Annotated in this window: 23 protein-coding genes; all 23 read right to left on the reverse strand. The window is 34.8% G+C overall.

Features of this window, described 5'->3' with window-relative positions:
* Positions 1-34: 34 nt before the first annotated feature.
* A complete protein-coding gene (locus JQN76_RS00505; RefSeq protein ID WP_001808146.1) occupies positions 35-1,354 on the reverse strand; it encodes an ISL3-like element IS1181 family transposase in 1,320 nt (439 codons plus the stop codon).
* A gap of 179 nt (positions 1,355-1,533) precedes the next feature.
* Positions 1,534-1,974 carry a 3-hydroxyacyl-ACP dehydratase FabZ gene (fabZ, locus tag JQN76_RS00510; RefSeq protein ID WP_000447678.1) on the reverse strand — a complete coding sequence of 147 codons (441 nt, stop codon included), beginning with the start codon at positions 1,972-1,974 and terminating at the stop codon, positions 1,534-1,536.
* Positions 1,975-2,007: 33 nt separating this feature from the next.
* Positions 2,008-3,273, reverse strand: a complete 1,266-nt coding sequence (gene murA / locus JQN76_RS00515; RefSeq protein WP_000358006.1) for a UDP-N-acetylglucosamine 1-carboxyvinyltransferase — start codon at positions 3,271-3,273, stop codon at positions 2,008-2,010.
* 110 nt (positions 3,274-3,383) lie between these two features.
* Positions 3,384-3,617, reverse strand: a complete 234-nt coding sequence (locus tag JQN76_RS00520) for a DUF1146 family protein (RefSeq protein WP_000384523.1) — start codon at positions 3,615-3,617, stop codon at positions 3,384-3,386.
* Between the two features lie 131 nt (positions 3,618-3,748).
* The gene (locus JQN76_RS00525; protein ID WP_001790611.1) at positions 3,749-3,841 is read right to left on the reverse strand and encodes a hypothetical protein; all 93 of its coding nucleotides are present in this window, start codon (positions 3,839-3,841) and stop codon (positions 3,749-3,751) included.
* Positions 3,842-4,178: 337 nt separating this feature from the next.
* On the reverse strand, positions 4,179-4,583 hold the full coding sequence (locus tag JQN76_RS00530; protein WP_001094394.1) for a F0F1 ATP synthase subunit epsilon: 405 nt from the start codon (positions 4,581-4,583) through the stop codon (positions 4,179-4,181).
* A gap of 19 nt (positions 4,584-4,602) precedes the next feature.
* The gene (gene atpD / locus JQN76_RS00535; RefSeq protein ID WP_000511135.1) at positions 4,603-6,015 is read right to left on the reverse strand and encodes a F0F1 ATP synthase subunit beta; all 1,413 of its coding nucleotides are present in this window, start codon (positions 6,013-6,015) and stop codon (positions 4,603-4,605) included.
* Between the two features lie 21 nt (positions 6,016-6,036).
* A complete protein-coding gene (atpG, locus tag JQN76_RS00540; RefSeq protein WP_000157603.1) occupies positions 6,037-6,903 on the reverse strand; it encodes an ATP synthase F1 subunit gamma in 867 nt (288 codons plus the stop codon).
* Between the two features lie 30 nt (positions 6,904-6,933).
* Positions 6,934-8,442 (reverse strand): F0F1 ATP synthase subunit alpha, encoded by a 1,509-nt coding sequence (atpA, locus tag JQN76_RS00545; protein ID WP_001836709.1) that lies wholly within the window; start codon positions 8,440-8,442, stop codon positions 6,934-6,936.
* A 21-nt stretch (positions 8,443-8,463) separates the two neighbouring features.
* Positions 8,464-9,003: a F0F1 ATP synthase subunit delta gene (locus tag JQN76_RS00550; protein ID WP_000241344.1), complete on the reverse strand. Its 540-nt coding sequence runs from the start codon at positions 9,001-9,003 to the stop codon at positions 8,464-8,466.
* Positions 9,003-9,524, reverse strand: a complete 522-nt coding sequence (locus JQN76_RS00555) for a F0F1 ATP synthase subunit B (RefSeq protein ID WP_000140679.1) — start codon at positions 9,522-9,524, stop codon at positions 9,003-9,005. The genes JQN76_RS00550 and JQN76_RS00555 overlap by 1 nt, the downstream gene beginning before the upstream one ends.
* A 196-nt stretch (positions 9,525-9,720) precedes the next feature.
* Positions 9,721-9,933 carry a F0F1 ATP synthase subunit C gene (gene atpE, locus JQN76_RS00560; protein WP_001048816.1) on the reverse strand — a complete coding sequence of 71 codons (213 nt, stop codon included), beginning with the start codon at positions 9,931-9,933 and terminating at the stop codon, positions 9,721-9,723.
* Positions 9,934-9,975: 42 nt separating this feature from the next.
* Complete coding sequence (gene atpB, locus JQN76_RS00565) at positions 9,976-10,704, reverse strand: F0F1 ATP synthase subunit A (RefSeq protein ID WP_000349655.1); 729 nt, start codon at positions 10,702-10,704, stop codon at positions 9,976-9,978.
* A 20-nt stretch (positions 10,705-10,724) separates the two neighbouring features.
* Positions 10,725-11,177 (reverse strand): ATP synthase subunit I, encoded by a 453-nt coding sequence (locus JQN76_RS00570; protein ID WP_001801792.1) that lies wholly within the window; start codon positions 11,175-11,177, stop codon positions 10,725-10,727.
* A 67-nt stretch (positions 11,178-11,244) separates the two neighbouring features.
* Positions 11,245-12,372, reverse strand: a complete 1,128-nt coding sequence (gene wecB, locus JQN76_RS00575) for a non-hydrolyzing UDP-N-acetylglucosamine 2-epimerase (protein ID WP_000723418.1) — start codon at positions 12,370-12,372, stop codon at positions 11,245-11,247.
* Between the two features lie 23 nt (positions 12,373-12,395).
* Positions 12,396-13,025: a uracil phosphoribosyltransferase gene (upp, locus tag JQN76_RS00580; RefSeq protein ID WP_000048712.1), complete on the reverse strand. Its 630-nt coding sequence runs from the start codon at positions 13,023-13,025 to the stop codon at positions 12,396-12,398.
* A 27-nt stretch (positions 13,026-13,052) separates the two neighbouring features.
* Positions 13,053-14,291, reverse strand: a complete 1,239-nt coding sequence (glyA, locus tag JQN76_RS00585) for a serine hydroxymethyltransferase (protein ID WP_000120494.1) — start codon at positions 14,289-14,291, stop codon at positions 13,053-13,055.
* A gap of 26 nt (positions 14,292-14,317) precedes the next feature.
* Positions 14,318-14,842, reverse strand: a complete 525-nt coding sequence (locus JQN76_RS00590; RefSeq protein ID WP_000654185.1) for a TIGR01440 family protein — start codon at positions 14,840-14,842, stop codon at positions 14,318-14,320.
* A 106-nt stretch (positions 14,843-14,948) separates the two neighbouring features.
* Positions 14,949-15,368, reverse strand: coding sequence for a low molecular weight protein arginine phosphatase (locus tag JQN76_RS00595; RefSeq protein ID WP_000697334.1), 420 nt, complete (start codon positions 15,366-15,368; stop codon positions 14,949-14,951).
* Complete coding sequence (locus tag JQN76_RS00600) at positions 15,365-16,411, reverse strand: L-threonylcarbamoyladenylate synthase (protein WP_000379892.1); 1,047 nt, start codon at positions 16,409-16,411, stop codon at positions 15,365-15,367. Before JQN76_RS00600 ends, JQN76_RS00595 begins: the two co-directional genes overlap by 4 nt.
* An 83-nt stretch (positions 16,412-16,494) precedes the next feature.
* Complete coding sequence (gene prmC / locus JQN76_RS00605) at positions 16,495-17,331, reverse strand: peptide chain release factor N(5)-glutamine methyltransferase (RefSeq protein ID WP_000248733.1); 837 nt, start codon at positions 17,329-17,331, stop codon at positions 16,495-16,497.
* On the reverse strand, positions 17,318-18,394 hold the full coding sequence (prfA, locus tag JQN76_RS00610) for a peptide chain release factor 1 (protein ID WP_000460242.1): 1,077 nt from the start codon (positions 18,392-18,394) through the stop codon (positions 17,318-17,320). The genes prmC and prfA overlap by 14 nt, the downstream gene beginning before the upstream one ends.
* Positions 18,395-18,994 carry a thymidine kinase gene (locus tag JQN76_RS00615; RefSeq protein WP_000273356.1) on the reverse strand — a complete coding sequence of 200 codons (600 nt, stop codon included), beginning with the start codon at positions 18,992-18,994 and terminating at the stop codon, positions 18,395-18,397.
* Position 18,995: the final 1 nt, after the last annotated feature.

The following is an 18,995-nucleotide window of genomic DNA, read 5'->3' on the forward strand; positions in this document are numbered from 1 at the left end:
TATTTTTAAAATACAACTTTTAGAGTTTTTATTATTAGGCGGCCAGTCCATTATTGGGCTTGGTTGTCTTCTTTTTTTCTCCTTTGTACAAGCTGAAAATCATCATTATACGTGCTTTAAAGTTGTTGAAATTTCTGTAACCAAAAGAAATTCGCTTGATTAATTTTATCTTATTATTAATTCCTTCTATAGCACCATTATTAAATGCTGGGTAATAAATTGTATTTCTTAACATCCTTTGATGTTTTCTATAATATTTAACCGCTTTCCATACACCCTTACTCACAGACTTTTTACTAACTGAATTTAAACGATTAATAAATTTAGGCCAATTACATAACCTTAGGTCTTTTCGTAATCCTTGGACAAGTTCGTAGGAGTGTCGTAGTATATCGTCTTTTGAAAGCATGAATTCTACAATGTCAGATGAGCGTTTATAAGCCTTAAAAGATTTATTCCATCTGTATTTACTAAATATGGTTTTACTAGTATCCATCAATAGGACTTTCCAGTTATTCTTAAAAATTGTATAATCAGGTCCTTTTTTATTACGGTATTCATTCATAACTTGTACACGATACTTATTAAGTTCTCTATTTAAATGTTGAACGATATGGAATCTGTCAAAAATAATAGCTGCATTAGGAAATAGGTCGCGAAATAATCGGACATAGGGTTCATACATGTCAATAGTAACCGTCTTAACTTGTTGTCGATTTTTTAAATCGAATCGCTCGAAATAGGCACGCAAGAATCTTGTAGTTCTATTTTCTAAAATATCTATAACATCATGAGTATCATTATCTATAAAAATGAAACTCATTGATCCAGTTACATTTTTAACGCTTTTAAATTCATCCATAGCGATGTGTTCTGGCAAACAATTAAAGGGTTTAATTCGTAATGAATTAGCCGCTTTAGTTCTAATACGACTTACAGTAGATGGAGAGATACAGTTATCTTCTGCAGTATCAATCTCTGTTTTAACTTTAGTAGCTTCTTCTATAACTTTTTGAGTAACACATCTTGAGATAAAACACGACTCATCAACAATTGACGTTTTAGCAGTAAAAGTGCCATTGCATTCTAAGCATTTAAAACGTTGTTTAGCTAAGTTGAGGTATGTGTTATACCCTTGAGTTTTAAGTAAAGTAATACGAGAAACACGCTTACCATGTTTATGAATTTGTCCTTCATTTTTAACTCCACAACAATAACAGGCCGAAGGCTTATACGTTAGTACAGCATTAACCACTGTTGCTTTTTTTCCTTTGATAATGACGTCAATTTCTTGGTTTATATATTTTATATTTTCATCTTTTATTCTTAGTAATTCTAAGGTATCATTACACATAGGCGCACTTGTCTCCTTTAGTTTGGGTTTGGTCACTTTAAATTATAGAGGCAATTGCGCTTTTTGTGTATTAAAAAAAGCAGGAAGTTTTACCTTCCCACCATAAAAGATGAAGAACCAAAATAAAAAACATTCAAAGATTATGCCAACACATTAAATCTTTGAATGTTTTTTTTGTTTTATTTTACATCTTGAATTGCAAATGTAAGTTCACAACTACAAGCAAGTTGACCATCGACAGTAGCTTTAGCATTACCTTTACCGATTGGTCCTTTAATTTTAGTGATTTCTACTTCCAACGTTAAAGTATCACCAGGTACTACTTGACGTTTAAAACGACATTTATCAATACCAGCAAATAAAGCGATTTTACCTTTATTTTCTTCACTATTTAAAATAGCTACCGCACCTGTTTGAGCTAACGCTTCAGTAATTAATACGCCTGGCATTACCGCATACTCAGGAAAATGCCCTTGAAAGAATGGTTCGTTTCCTGATACTTGTTTAATAGCCACACAACGTTGACCTTCTTCATATTCAACTACTTTATCAATTAATAAAAATGGCTGTCTGTGAGGTATAATTTGTTTAATTTGGTTATAATCAAAAATTGTTTCCATGGTTGAAATCCTCCATTATATTAATTTACTGAATTAATCGTTAATACGTTCAATGTCTGCACCTAATTGCTTCAATTTACCGTGTAAGTCAACATAGCCTCTATCTAGGTGCGTTAATTCAGTAACGCTTGTTTTACCATCAGCAACTAATCCAGCTAAAATTAAGGCGGCTGCTGCTCTTAAATCAGTCGCTTTAACTTGTGCACCTTGCAATTGACTTTTACCTTCAAGTTTAGCACTACGACCTTCTACATTGATATTAGCATTCATACGTTTGAACTCTGCAACATGCATAAAACGGTTTTCAAAAACAGTTTCGGTTACGACTTTATGACCATTTGCCGTTAATAACAATGCCATCATTTGTGATTGCATATCAGTCGGGAATCCAGGATGTGGTAGAGTTTTGATGTCTACAGGTTGTAATTCCCCTTCAGCACGTACACGAATACCATCTTCTTGATAGTCCAATTCAACGCCCATTTCTTCTAGTTTATAGACTAAACTCGCCATATGTTCTTTGATTGCACCACGTACAAAAATATCACCACGCGTTATAGCACCAGCGATTAGTAATGTGCCTGCTTCAATTCTATCTGGAATGATAGCATGTTCTACACCATGTAATGATTCTACACCATTGATTGTAATTGTGTCTGTACCAGCACCAGTAATTCTACCACCCATTTCATTAATGTAGTTTGCTAAATCGACAATTTCAGGTTCTTTAGCTGCATTTTCAATTAAAGTCTTACCCTTAGCTAATGATGCTGCCATAATAATATTTTGTGTTGCTCCTACACTTGGAAAATCTAAATGAATTGATGTACCTTTTAATCCATCTTTAGCATTAGCATAAATATTACCATTTTCAAGATGAATTTCTGCGCCTAAAGCTTCAAAACCTTTAATGTGTTGCTCAATCGGTCTACTTCCAATTGCACAACCACCAGGCAATGCAACAATAGCATGTCCTAGTCTTGCTAAAAGAGGTCCCATAACTAAAATACTTGCACGCATTTTACTAACATATTCATATGGTGCCTCTTCATTTAGAGTCTTTGTTGCATCAACGACAACAGCATTTTCGTCCTTTTTGTATGTAACGTCAGCATTTAAAGTTGTTAATACATTATTTATTGTTTCTACATCACTTAAAGCTGGAACATTAACTAATTTGCTCGGTTTATCAGAAGCTAATAAAGATGCTGTCAATATTGGTAATACTGCATTTTTAGCACCTTCTACTTTAACTTCACCCGTTAATTTATTTCCACCTTTGATTACTATTTTATCCATCGTAAATCCTCCACTTAGAACTCCTATTACTTTACATTTCCCTATTTTAAAATTATTTTAAGTCATTATTTAATTATATCTAGTTTTGATTACAAATCATAGAGTTAGACTTATTTTATTAAATATTTTACCTGCGTCGAGTATTGTAACAAATCTACAATAAAATTGCTTACTGCAGTGCCTAATAAAATAGCAACAAATATCATACACACTTGTAATTGAGTGGCGTATCCTTTTTTAAAAAATTGATCTAATCTAATTGATTGTAAAGCCCAATAGGCAATACAAATACATACAACATGTAACACTAAATGGATAACTGCATATTGTCCGATATAATCCATTTTATCACCTCATAAGATTACTGTATTACATTGTACATGAAAAATTTAAATAATGATACAAAGTTTAATACCCGTTTTTAGTAAAGTTTAAGCTAACTTACTATATAATTCTTTTTACATAAATATCATAACTATAAAATATCTTGGTATGAAAAAATGTAGATAATTTCAAAAAATGAAATGTCGACTGTAGATAGTGGTGAAGGAAATTTTGATTTTAGCAATCTATTAGTGATTGTAAAAAAGTAAAACTATTCTTGGGAGTCGGACATAAATCAATGTCTAGACTCTATAGTGTTGTATTTGGCAGTAGTTGACGGGGCCCCAACATAAAGAAATACTTTTTCTTTAGAAATTAGTATTTCTTATACATGAGTTTTACTCATGTATTCCTATTTTTAAATACACATTAGCTGTGTTTAATGATAAAGAACCACTACATCATAAATCTTTAATGGTTCTTTATCAATTCCTTCCCCCCTCTCATGTTTTGTATCTTTAAATCAATATAATTCAAAAAAGGGTCGAAGATATGAAATCACATCTTCGACCCTTTATTTACTATTTTAATTCAGCCACACGCAAACGGTTATTTGCTCTCTCTAAAGCTCTTTCGGCTCTATGAATATCAGTATTGTCGTCATCATTTTCCAAGTGAGACTCTGCTCTTGCTTTGGCTAATTTAGCTCTTTCAACATCAATTTCTCTTGCAGTTTCTGCAGTCTGAACAATGATTGAAACTTTATCTTTTCTAACTTCAACAAAGCCATCGCTTACAGCAATATATTCAGTTCCATCGTGAAATTTCACTTTTACAAAGCCTGTTTTTAAAGCAGCTACAGTTGGAATATGTCCACTCATGACACCTATCTCACCAGCTGTTGTTTGCATAACAACGAGTTCAACATTATCACGATTGTAAACAGAACCATTAGGAGTGACAATATCTAGGTTTAATGTATTCATTATCCATTCCTCCTAATTGTTATACTTCAACACCCATATCTTTAGCTTTTGCAATAACATCATCCATGCTACCAACTAAACGGAATGCATCTTCTGGAATATGGTCATATTTACCATCTAAGATATCTTTAAAGTTTGCAACTGTTGTCTTAACAGGTACATAAGAACCTTTTTGACCAGTAAATTGTTCCGCTACGTGGAAGTTTTGAGATAAGAAGAATTGAATTCTACGTGCGCGTTCAACTGTTTGTTTATCTTCATCAGATAATTCGTCCATACCTAAGATAGCAATGATATCTTGTAATTCACGGTATTTTTGAAGTGTTGATTGTACATCACGAGCTACTTCATAATGTTCTTGACCTACAATTGATGGTTCCAATGCTCTTGATGTAGACGCTAATGGATCCACGGCTGGATAAATACCCATTTCAGTTAATTTACGTTCTAAGTTTGTAGTTGCATCTAAATGGGCAAACGCTGTCGCAGGCGCTGGGTCAGTATAGTCATCGGCAGGTACGAATACCGCTTGAATAGAAGTAACTGATCCTTTTGTTGTAGACGTAATACGTTCTTGTAATTGTCCCATTTCAGTAGCAAGTGTTGGTTGGTAACCTACTGCAGAAGGCATACGACCTAATAATGCAGATACCTCAGAACCAGCTTGTGTAAATCTGAAAATGTTATCGATGAATAATAATACGTCTTGACCTTGTTCGTCACGGAAATATTCAGCCATTGTTAAACCAGATAATGCAACACGCATACGTGCACCAGGTGGCTCATTCATTTGCCCGAATACCATGGCTGTTTTCTTAATTACACCACTGTCACTCATTTCGAAGTATAAATCGTTACCTTCACGAGTACGTTCACCTACACCGGCGAATACAGAAATACCACCGTGCTCTTGAGCGATGTTGTTAATTAATTCTTGGATTAATACTGTTTTACCTACACCGGCACCACCGAACAATCCGATTTTACCACCTTTAATATAAGGTGCTAGTAAATCTACTACTTTAATACCTGTTTCTAAAATTTGAACTTCTGTTGAAAGTTCATCGAATGCTGGTGCTTGACGATGGATAGGATCGCGGCGAACAGAATCACTAATTTCTTCTTTAAGGTCAATTGTTTCACCTAGTACATTAAATACACGACCTAATGTTTCGTCACCAACAGGTACACTAATTTCTTTGCCTGTATCTTTTACATCCATGCCTCTTTGGACACCATCAGTTGAATCCATCGCAATTGTACGAACAACGTCGTCACCTAATTGCAGCGCAACTTCTAATGTTAGTTGTATTGTACCTTCTTCTTTAGGCACATCAATAACCAAGGCGTTATTAATTTTAGGAACTTCGTTATGTTCAAATCGAACATCAATCACAGGACCCATAACTTGAGTTACACGGCCAATTCCCATGCTATTTTCCTCCTTTAAATATTATTCAAGCGCTGCGGAACCACCAACAATTTCAGTAATTTGTTGCGTAATTTCTGCTTGTCTCGCTCTGTTATATTCTAATGATAAGTCATCAATAAGTTCAGTTGCATTATCAGTGGCATTTTTCATCGCAGTCATACGTGTCGCATGCTCACTTGCTTTTGCGTCTAATATTGTTCCGTAAATCAAACTCTCAACATATTGAGGCAAGATTACACTTAAGATAGATTCTTTATCTGGCTCAAATTCATAAGAAGACAAATGACCATGCCCCTTACTAGAATCCTCTTGAGATAATGGTAATACTTGTCTAGATGTAGGCTTGTTTTCAAGAACGCTGACATAATGACTATAGTATATATTTAATTCATCAATTTCTTCTTCACTGTATAAGTCTATAGCATGGTTAGCTAGTGCTTGAACAGATTTGAAAGAAGGTTGATCAGGTACGTCTACTTGAGAATACTCAATGTCATAACCTCTATTTTTTAGGAAATCAACACCTTGTTGCCCTAAAACTACAATACTGTATTCGCTACTATCTTGATGTTTCGCTTCAATATCAGTAATCAATTTTTTAAGCACGTTTGCACTATATGCACCTGCTAAACCTTTATCACTCGTGATAACTAAATATCCACTTCTAGTAATTTTACGAGGTCTTAGCATTGGATGGTTTGTATTGCTACTTGCCCCTGCAACTGCAGTAATTGCATCTTGCATTTTATCCATATATGGTGTGAATTGTTTTGTATTTTTTTCAGCTCTACGAAGTTTTGAACTTGATACCATGTTCATCGCTTTCGTAATCTGCTTCATTTTTTTGGTTGATTTTATTCGAGTATCTATTTCTTTAAGAGAAGCCACTATCTCACCACCTTATACTAAACTTGTTTATTATTCAGATTTGCTAAAGCTTTTTTTGAATTCGTTAATTGTTGTGTCAAACTTCTCAGCATCTGGTAAGCCACCAGTTTCTCTGATTTCATTTAACAGTTCAGTAGCATTTGATTCTGCCCAGTGGTTTAACTCGTCTTCAAAACGTGTGATATCTACAACTGGAATATCATCTAAATATCCTTTTGTTAATGCATAAATAATCAACACTTGGTGTTCAACTGGTAATGGTTTGTTTTGATCTTGTTTTAAGACTTCAACAGTACGTTTACCACGTTCTAATTTACTTGCAGTAAATTCATCAAGGTCTGAACCGAATTGTGCAAATGATTCAAGTTCTCTGTATGACGCTAAGTCAAGACGTAACGTACCAGCAACTTTCTTCATTGCTTTAATTTGTGCAGATCCACCAACACGAGATACAGATTGTCCGGCATTAATCGCTGGTCTTACACCTGAGAAGAATAAATCAGATTGTAAGAAGATTTGTCCATCTGTAATTGAAATAACGTTTGTTGGTACATAAGCTGAAATATCACCAGCTTGTGTTTCGATAATTGGTAATGCAGTAATTGAACCGCCACCTAAGTCATCGTTTAATTTTGCTGCTCTTTCTAATAATCTACTATGTAAGTAGAATACGTCACCTGGGTATGCTTCACGACCTGGAGGTCTACGTAATAATAATGATAACTCACGATAAGCTGCTGCTTGTTTAGTTAAATCATCATAAACGATTAAAACATGTTTACCGTTAAACATGAATTCTTCACCCATTGTTACACCTGAATATGGTGCAATATATAATAATGGAGAAGGTTCAGAAGCTGATGCTGCTACAACAATAGTGTAGTCTAAAGCGCCTGCTTGTCTTAACTTTTCAACATTTGCTCTTACTGTTGAATCTTTTTGACCAATAGCAACATAGATACAAATCGTACCTTGATCTTTTTGGTTCAAAATTGTGTCAATTGCAATTGTTGTTTTACCTGTTTGACGGTCACCGATGATTAACTCACGTTGACCTCTACCAATTGGTACTAAAGCATCAATTGCTTTGATACCTGTTTGTAATGGCTCATCTACTGATTTACGATCCATTACACCAGTAGCTTTTTTCTCTACTGGACGTGTTTTAGTTGTGTTAATCGGTCCTTGTCCATCAATAGGTTGTCCTAATGGATTAACAACTCTTCCGATTAGTTCTTCACCTACTGGTACTTCCATGATACGACCAGTACGTTTAACTTCGTCACCTTCAGTAATACCTGTGTATGGTCCTAAAATAACCACACCCACGTTTGACTCTTCAAGGTTTTGGGCTAAACCAAGTACGCCGTTATGGAATTCTACTAGCTCACCAGCCATAACGTCATTTAATCCGTGAATTAATGCAATACCATCACCAATTTGTAATACAGTACCTACATCAGTTACGGACATTTCTGACTCATAATTTTCAATTTGTGAGCGAAGTAATGCACTGATTTCTTCAGCTTTTATGGCCATCTATGTCACTCCTCTTTATAATTAATTAACTCTTCTAAATTTTCTTTGTAATTGGACAAGATCATTTCTAACACTACCATCTAATACAGTTGTGCCGACTTTAACTCTAAATCCACCAATTAAATCTGGATTAATTTTTGTATCTACAATAACTTTAGATAACTTCGTTTGTTGAGTTACTAGTTTGACAATCTTATCTAACTCTTCTTGACTCAATTCATATGTTGACTCAATTGTTGCAAAATCTTGATTGTAGTGTCCGTTATATAAGCTTTGGAACGCCTTGAATACGTCAGCTATTAATGAGATATGTCTATTATCTGCTAACACGTACATCATATTTTTAATGTATGGATTAATGTCAGTAAATACACCATTAATCAACTCACGACGTTGTTCTGCTGTTTGAGTTGGATTACTGTCAACCATTTTCAATTGCTCAATTTTATCTTTTACTGCTTCATTTATAACTGTTAATTCTTCATTAATAGTCTCTAAATTATTTGTATCTAATGACACGTCAAATAATGCTTTAGCATACTTGTTAGCTACTTTTACCATTATTTATCGCCTGCCTCTTTTAGATACTTGTCAACCAATGCTTTTTGGTCTTGTTCAGAAATTTCTTTTCTAAGAACTTTAGAAGCAATTAACACTGATAGTTCAGATACTTGATTATTAATATCTGCAATGGCACGTTCTTTTTGGCTATTGATTTCACTTTGTGCTGTTTCAATCATACCGTTTGCACGTACGTTTGCTTCATGAATAATTTGTTCTTGCTGTTGACGTGCTTGAACCTTAGCATCTTCTAAAATCTTTTGAACTTCTTCTTGTGTTTCTTTAAGTTTTTGTTTATTTTCTTCTTCAAGTTTCTGTGCATTTAACTTAGCTTGTTCTGCGTCATCGATATCTCTGTTAATATCTCTTTCACGTTTATCCATTACATCTTTCAATGGACCCCATGCGAACTTTTTAAGTAACGCAAGTAACACGATGAAAGTTAGGACCTGTACAATCACAGTACCCCACTCAACGCCTCCAGCTGCACCAAGAACGAATAAGTTAGCTGTTTCAGTCACGGGTTCATGACACTCCTTTCATTAAAATAATCGCTAGTGTTATATAGAAAAAACGACGAGGTTAGGACCTACTGAATTTATGCGATAGGCATGGTGCATTCATATCTCAACTATTTAATAAAGTTCAAAGATATTACTATATATGCATCATGAATTATGTCCTATGCGCTTTGTCCCGACCTCTTTTATCTGTTAATTATCCAGCAAATGTCATGAATGCAATTACTACACCGATGATAGGTAATGCCTCAACTAAACCTACACCAATGAACATGATACCCATTAATTGACCACGTGCTTCTGGTTGACGTGCTACACCTTCAACTGTTCTTGAAACGATTAAACCGTTACCGATACCTGCTCCTAATGCTGATAAACCAATTGCGATTGCTGCTGCGATTAAATTCATAATTTAATTTCCTCCTGTGATTGTATATAATTATTGAAATTTTTAGTGTTCATCTGCCACTTTATGTGACATATAAACCATCGAAAGCATAATAAAGATATATGCTTGGATTGTTCCTACAAATATTGAAAATGCTTGCCAAACAATTAATCCTGGGATACTAATAATCCAACCCCATGCTGGTTCGTTAAAGAATAAGCCAGCAAGTAATGTTAATAGTATCTCACCTGCAAATATGTTACCGTACAAACGCAGACCAAGCGTTAATGTTGAAGTGAACTCTTCGAAAACATTAATAATTGCCAATGGCCAAAACGGCTGTACATAACCTTTAAGATATTGTTTCGTACCACGCATTTTAATTCCATAAAAGTGAGTTAACAGTATTATCGTTGTAGACAACGTTAAAGTCACTGTTGCATCAGCTGTCGGTGATTTCCACCACAATGTGTGATCTTTCGTTACTATAGAAAACGGAAGACCTAACATATTAGCTATAAAAATGTACAGAATCAGCGTTACTGCTAAGAAGTGGAATTGACCACCTTTTTTCCAAGCCATGTTACCTTCAATGATTCCCCTCACGAAATCAAAAATCCATTCAACGAAATTTTGTTTGCCAGTTGGTCTTTTTTTCAAATTACGCGTACAAATGATAGCAAGTAGAAAAACAAGAAACGCCGTAACAAGTATCATCAATATACTTGATAAATTGAAAACGATATCAAAACCGAATAAATTCCAACTCACGAGCGGGGATTTGTGATCCATAATCTCACCTCTTTCTTAATTTATTTGCTCACCTTTAGTAAAGGACGTATGATAACTACAACATATGAAATCATTAAACCAATAATTATACCGATGATACTTACATGCGCTTTATTAAGGTACCAAATCATACAGGCAATAATTGCAACTAAGTATCGCCACATATTTCCAGTTGAAATATGCATAGTGTCTGGTCTTTTAGCTTTAGCTAAATAGCATTCAAAAATACATGTGTTGATTGCAGAACCAGTAACACCAATGATTAATCCTAAGATAAATGCATGGTGTGTATAAAGGTATAATCCTCCCAATATTATTATTAGATAAAAATAATATTGAATGAACTGTTTAAAAATGTTGTAGAAACGACTCATTTTATATGCCTCCGTGTGACTGATATCAATCATGAAAACCGTTCCACTCATACAAACTAAATGATAATATAGGCGATTTGTGGTGTCAATTCTATTCAAATTGTTGTAAAAAAATAAGCATAGTCAGACGCAATTTAGACACAATTAGACAAAAAGCCTATTTTCCTCAGAAATCGCTTGGTTTTTCAGTGATTAAATTCAAATAATACTTAATATGATTAACTATTCTTTCTGAAGCAAATCCATCACCGTAAGGATTAGATGCTTCAGACATTTGATGATATAATCTCTCATCATCGATTAATTCTTTTGCAGCTTGATACACATTTTGCTTATTTGTTCCAATGACTTTTAATGTGCCAGCTTCAACACCTTCAGGACGTTCTGTAACGCTTCGCAAAACTAAAACTGGCTTATTAAATGATGGCGCTTCTTCCTGAATTCCACCTGAATCTGTCAAAATAAAATAAGATTTTTTAGCAAAATTATGGAAATCTACTACGTCCAAAGGTTCAATCAATTCAATTCTGTCATGACTACCTAAAATCTTTTGAGCCACCTCTCGAACTTTCGGGTTTTTATGCATTGGATATACCAGTGCTAAATCAGTATACTCATCTATTAAGCGTCTAACCGCTTTAAATATATTTTCCATGGGTTTCCCGATATTTTCTCGTCGGTGTGCTGTCATAAGAATGAATTTTTTGTCATGGTATTTATCCATGATGTTAGATTTATAATTGTCATCAACTGTATATTTCATAGCATCAATCGCAGTATTACCAGTGACAACAACACTTTCTGAATATTTCCCTTCACTTAACAAATGCGATGCAGCATTTTTAGTAGGTGCAAAATGTAAGTCAGCTAATACACCAACTAATTGTCTATTCACCTCTTCCGGAAAAGGTGAATATTTATCATAACTTCTAAGCCCTGCTTCAACGTGTCCAATCGGCACTTGGTTATAAAATGCCGCTAAACCACCTGCAAATGTCGTCATCGTATCACCATGTACAAGTACCATGTCTGGTTTTTCTAATTGAATCACTTGTTCTAATTGAGTGATTGATTTAGAAGTTATCTCAGAAAGTGTCTGTCCTGATTTCATAATATTCAAATCGTATTTTGGTTTGATTTCAAAGGTACTTAATACTGAATCAAGCATTTCTCTATGCTGTGCTGTAACAACAACAATTGGCTCGAGCATTTTTTCTTGTTCCAAAGCTTTAACTAAAGGAGCCATCTTTATGGCTTCGGGTCTTGTTCCAAATATGGTCATAATCTTTTTCATCAAACTACTTATCTCCGATTCTTCTATTTAGTACCAAACAATCTATCTCCAGCGTCGCCTAACCCTGGTGTGATATATGCTTTATCATTTAGCTTTTCATCAAGTGCAGCAATATAAATATCTACATCTGGATGTGCTTCATGCATCTTTTCTACGCCTTCTGGTGCTGCAATTAAACACATGAAGCGAATATTTTTAGCGCCACGTTTCTTCAATGAAGTAATAGCTTCAATTGCTGATGCGCCTGTTGCTAACATAGGATCAACAACAATGATTTGTCTTTCAGTAATATCTTGAGGTAACTTAGCAAAATACTCTACAGCCTTTAATGTTTCGGGATCTCGATACAAACCGATATGTCCAACTCTGGCTGCAGGCACTAAACTTAAAATACCATCAGTCATACCTAAACCAGCTCTTAAAATTGGAACGATAGCTAATTTTTTACCAGCTAATCGTTTAGCCGTCATTTTAGTTACAGGCGTTTCAATATCAACATCCTGAAGCTCTAAGTCTCTAGTTACTTCATATGCCATCAACATACCAACTTCGTCTACAAGTTCTCTAAATTCTTTAGTACCTGTATTTACATCTCTAATATAGCTTAGTTTGTGTTGAATTAATGGATGATCGAAAACGTGTACTTTACTCATAAAAATTACTCCTATCTTTGTGTATGTTTATTGATATAGAGGATATTCAGCTGTTAATTTCGCAACGCGTTCTTTAGCTTGTTGTAATTTTTCTTCATCTTTACTATTTTTCAATGCTAAACTGATGATTTTTGCAACTTCCTCAAAAGCTTTTTCATCAAATCCACGCGTTGTTGCAGCAGGTGTACCTAAACGTATACCACTCGTTACAAAAGGTTTTTCTTGATCGAACGGAATGGTATTTTTGTTACATGTGATACCAACTGAATCTAAAGTCTCTTCAGCTTCTTTACCAGTAAGTCCTATAGACCCTTTTACATCAACAGCTACTAAGTGATTATCTGTACCGCCAGAAACAATTCTAAATCCTTCATTAATTAATGCTTCTGCCAGAACTTTTGCGTTTTTAACCACTTGTTGTTGATACGTTTTGAAATTATTTTCTAACGCTTCTCCAAAAGCAACTGCTTTTGCTGCAATAACATGCTCAAGAGGTCCACCTTGAATACCAGGGAAAATTGTTTTATCTATGTCTTTTTTATATTCTTCCTTACATAAAATCATACCACCACGTGGTCCGCGTAATGTTTTGTGTGTTGTAGTTGTTACAAAATCAGCATATTCTACTGGATTTGGATGTAAACCTGCCGCTACTAATCCTGCAATATGTGCCATGTCTACCATTAACTTAGCGTTTACTTCATCTGCGATTTCTTTAAACTTTTTGAAGTCAATTGTTCTTGAATATGCTGATGCTCCTGCCACAATAAGCTTAGGCTTATGCTCTAACGCTAATTTACGAACTTCATCATAATTGATTCGTTCTGTGTCTTTATCTACTCCATATTCAACGAAATTGTAGAATTTACCACTAAAATTAACAGGCGCTCCATGTGTCAAGTGACCACCATGACTCAAATTCATACCTAAAACTGTGTCGCCCATTTCTAATGCAACTAAGTAAACAGCCATGTTCGCTTGTGAACCTGAATGTGGTTGAACATTGACATGTTCAGCTCCAAACAATGCTTTAGCACGATCAATTGCGATGCTTTCAGTAACATCTACAAACTCACAGCCACCATAATATCGGCGTCCTGGATAGCCTTCAGCATACTTATTAGTCAACACTGAACCTTGTGCTTCCATAACCGCTTCCGATACAAAATTTTCCGATGCGATTAACTCTATGTTGCTATTTTGTCTCTGAAATTCTCTCTCGATTGCTTCTGCGATAACTTTATCTTGCTTGGTGATATAAGACATAAAATCTCCCCTTCTTTCAAAAAAACTTATTGGTATTTAGCACGTTCGCCACCAATCTTTTTCGGCCTAGATGTGGCAATAGTTACAATTGCCTGTCCTACTTGCTTTACTGAAGTCCTTACAGGTACACATACATGTTTAATATGCATGCCTATTAACGTTTGACCAATATCAATTCCACAAGGAACAGTAATATGTTCGACCACGATCGGATCCTTCATATGCTGAAAAGCGTATGTTGCCAAACTCCCTCCAGCATGGACATCTGGAACGACGGAAACTTCTTCCATTGTTAATGGATTATACTGAGATTTTTCTATTGTTATCGCTCTGTTGATATGTTCACATCCTTGAAAAGCAAAAGTAACGCCTGTCTCTTTACTCACAACATCTAATGCATTAAAAATAGTTTCTGCAACTTCCATCGAACCGACAGTCCCTATTTTTTCGCCAATGACTTCCGATGTTGAACATCCAATTAAACATATATCTCCTTTATTAAAAAAGGACATATCTTTTAATTCGTCTAATAACATTGTCAAATCTTTCATAAAAGCCCACCCTTCCTAAAAATAAAAAAGGAATATAGCAAAGTGCTACACTCCTCTATTATAACTTATTTAACTGTTAACATATACTAATTATACAGAATTCCTACTAGCAAATAATATCTTTTAATTTTAAAATTAAACTTACAAGTTCTTCATAGGTATGTACATACATTTCTTTTGTTCCACCGTATGGATCTATAACTTCTCCTGCTTCTTTTACATATTCATGCAATGTGAAAACATGATTTTGCAAACCAAAGTGTGCCTCTATTAATTCTTTGTGCGAATACGACATCGTCAAAATAATATCTGCTTTCAAATCTGCTTCAGTAAATTGTTGCGATAAGGTCGTTTCAGCTAAATGATGTTCTTCAACTAAGTCTTCAACATAATTCGAAACACCTTGATTGTTCACAGCGAATATACCTCTTGATTCAAATTGATGATTTGGCATAACCTCTTTTGCAATACTTTCCGCTAATGGGCTACGACATGTGTTACCTGTACAAACGAATAAAATCTTCATAGTTCACATCCTTTAATAATGTGATTACCTGCAGCTTTTAACATGCGATTCATAATTGCTTCTGTATTATCATTCAGCTCAAAGCCGTATATATACGCCGCTGAAATATTTTCATTTTCATCAAGTGAATGTAACACATCATAAAGATTATGACTTGCTTGTTTAACATCATTGTCATCCTGACATAATTGAATGAATTGCGCTTCACTTGGTATAAACGCCACCTTATTACTCGGCACAATAAAAGCTATAGAAGACCAATCTTTACCGTCATTTCCAATTTTGCTCTCAATATCTGTAATAATTGTAAGTGGTGTATTGGGTGAGTAATGCTTATACTTCATACCTGGTGCAATTGGCTGTTCAGTATCATTATAATCAGCATGGGCGATACTATTCGGAAGTATTTCTGTAATCATTGCTGCTGTTATAGAACCAGGTCTTGCAATTTTATAAGGAAAAGATGTGCAATCTAAAACCGTACTTTCTAATCCTTCTTCACTTTGTTCAGCTTGAACAATACCATCGATACGGCCATTCAAATCTTGATATACATGATTGAAAGTTGTTGGTGAAGGTCTACCACTTAAATTAGCACTTGGAGCAGCTAGAGGTTCATTTATGATTTGTAATAATTGTCTACCTACAGAATGGCTTGGCATTCTAACAGCAACTGATGATAAACCTCCAGAAACTTTTCGACATAGATAGCCTGGCTTTAACGGCAATATAAACGAAATAGGGCCCGGCCAGAATGCCTGCATTAACTTTTCTACGCGTGGATCCAAAGTATATGTAAAATCTTTTAATTGACCTTTACTGTGTATATGAACAATAAGCGGATTGTCAGATGGACGGCCTTTAGCTTCATATATTTTAGCTACAGCTTCTTCATCTGTCGCATTTGCTGCAAGTCCATAAACTGTTTCAGTTGGTAAACCTATTAAACCACCGTTTAAAACAATGTCTTTTATTTCATTAATTTTAGGATATTGCTGTAAATCTTCATTATATTCTCTAACATCCCAAATTTTAGTATCCAACTTAATCACGCCTTTCTTATTTATCATAATATAAAGCAAAAAGCTATGCACTTAACTAATCATAGCAAAGGCATAACTTCTAATTACCATTTAAATGAGACGATTCGATCGTGGCCATTTATATCTTTAATAATGTCGATTTTTTTGTCAGGAAATTTATTTAAAATTATTGATTTAAGTGCCTCACCTTGATTGTAACCAATTTCAAAAACAACTGGGCTGCCTTTTTCCATAACGTGAGGTAAATCTTCAATGATTGATTCATAAATAGCATATCCATGGTTATCTGCAAACAATGCCTGATGTGGTTCGAATCTCGTAACCGTTGGAGACATCGTAACCATATCTTTTTCATCTATATATGGTGGATTAGATATCAAGCCGTTCAACTTGATATCTTCATTAATTAAGGGCTTTAATGCATCCCCTGTTAAAAATTGTATTTGTGATTGATGCTTCTCAGCATTATTACGAGCCATATTCATTGCTTCAAGTGAAATATCAGTAGCAATAACATTTAAATCCGGCTTTTCACATTTCAAAGTAATTGCAAGTACACCACTACCCGTTCCGATATCTACGATTGTTGCATCATCTTCTAACTGTTGTAAGAAATGCAACATTACTTCTTCAGTTTCAGGTCTTGGTATCAAACAATTTGAGTTTACATCAAACGTTCTACCATAAAATGAGGCAAAGCCAACTATATACTGTATAGGCTCTCCTAATAACATACGTTGTAATGCTAAGTCGAACTTCATAATCATCGCTTTCGGCATATCATCATGCATGTGGACTACAAAGTCCGTACGCGTCCATTGAAATACATCTAACATTAACCATTCAGCTCGTGTTTGTTCAAACCCTTTTTGTTGTGTTAAATGAATTGCTTCATCTAACTTTTCTTTATAATTCACCATTATTAAGTTCTTTCAATTTATCTGTCTGCTCTGATAAAGTCAGTGCATCTATAATTTCTTCTAAATGGCCTTCCATAATTTGCCCTAATTTTTGAAGCGTTAGACCTATACGATGGTCTGTTACACGGCTTTGTGGATAATTATAAGTTCGAATACGTTCTGAACGATCACCAGTACCGACTGCTGATTTACGTTGTGACGCATACTTTTGTTGTTCTTCTTGAACTTTCATATCGTATAAACGTGCTTTTAACACTTTCATTGCTTTTTCACGGTTTTGAATTTGAGACTTCTCAGAAGATGTTGCAATGACACCAGTTGGTAAATGGGTAATACGTACTGCAGAGTCAGTTGTGTTTACGTGCTGACCACCTGCACCACTTGAACGATACGTGTCGATTTTTAAATCTTCATTTCTAATTTCAATTTCTACATCTTCAACTTCTGGTAAAACTGCCACTGTAGCTGTTGAAGTATGAATACGTCCACCTGATTCTGTTTCAGGCACACGTTGAACGCGGTGCGCACCATTTTCAAATTTCAATTTACTATACGCGCCATTACCAGAAACTGAGAAACTAATTTCTTTGTAACCACCATGGTCACTTTCAGACGCTTCTACTATTTCAGTTTTGAATCCTTGTGATTCAGCATACTTTGAATACATACGCATTAAATCACCAGCAAAAATCGCAGCCTCATCACCACCTGCTGCTGCTCTTATTTCTACAATAACGTCTTTGTCATCATTAGGATCTTTAGGAATCAATAATATTTTAAGCTCTTCTTCAAGATTTGGAAGTTCAGCTTTAATACCATTACTCTCCTCTTTTAACATTTCTACTTCTTCTTTATCATCAGTCTCACTTAACATTTCTTCAATATCAGCTAATTCTTCTTTTTTAGCTTTATAGTTACGATAAACATCTACAGTTTTTTGTAAATCAGCTTGCTCTTTAGAATATTTACGTAATTTATCTGAATCATTTACAACATCTGGGTCACTTAACAGTTCATTTAACTGTTCGTATCTTTCTTCTACAATATCTAATTGATCAAACACTTATAATTCCTCCTTATTATTATCACTAGGTGCTACGATATGGTGCGCGCGACAACGTGGCTCATAACTTTCATTGGCACCTACTAAGATAATCGGATCATCGATTTTAGCTGGTTTACCATTTATTAATCGTTGCGTTCTACTAGATGAAGAACCACAAACAGCACAAACTGCTTGAAGTTTCGTTACTTGTTCACTGACAGCCATCAATTTAGGCATTGGTTCGAACGGTTCGCCCCTAAAATCCATATCTAATCCAGCAACAATAACACGGTGTCCATCTGCTGATAGTTTTTCTACTATACTTACAATTTCATCGTCAAAAAATTGCACTTCGTCTATTCCTATAACATCAACATTAGTTAAGTCGTGCGTCATAATTTCACTTGCTTTAGAAATATTAATCGCTTCAATGGCATTACCATTATGAGAGACCACTTTTTCTTTATGATATCGATCATCAATCGCCGGTTTAAATACAACGACTTTTTGTTTAGCGTATATACCCCTTCTTAGACGTCTTATTAGTTCTTCGGATTTACCGCTAAACATACTACCTGTAATACATTCTATCCAACCGGAATGGTAAGTTTCATACATT

Origin of the sequence: Staphylococcus sp. SM3655, assembly GCF_016917315.1 — a bacterium.
Lineage (GTDB): Bacteria > Bacillota > Bacilli > Staphylococcales > Staphylococcaceae > Staphylococcus > Staphylococcus aureus.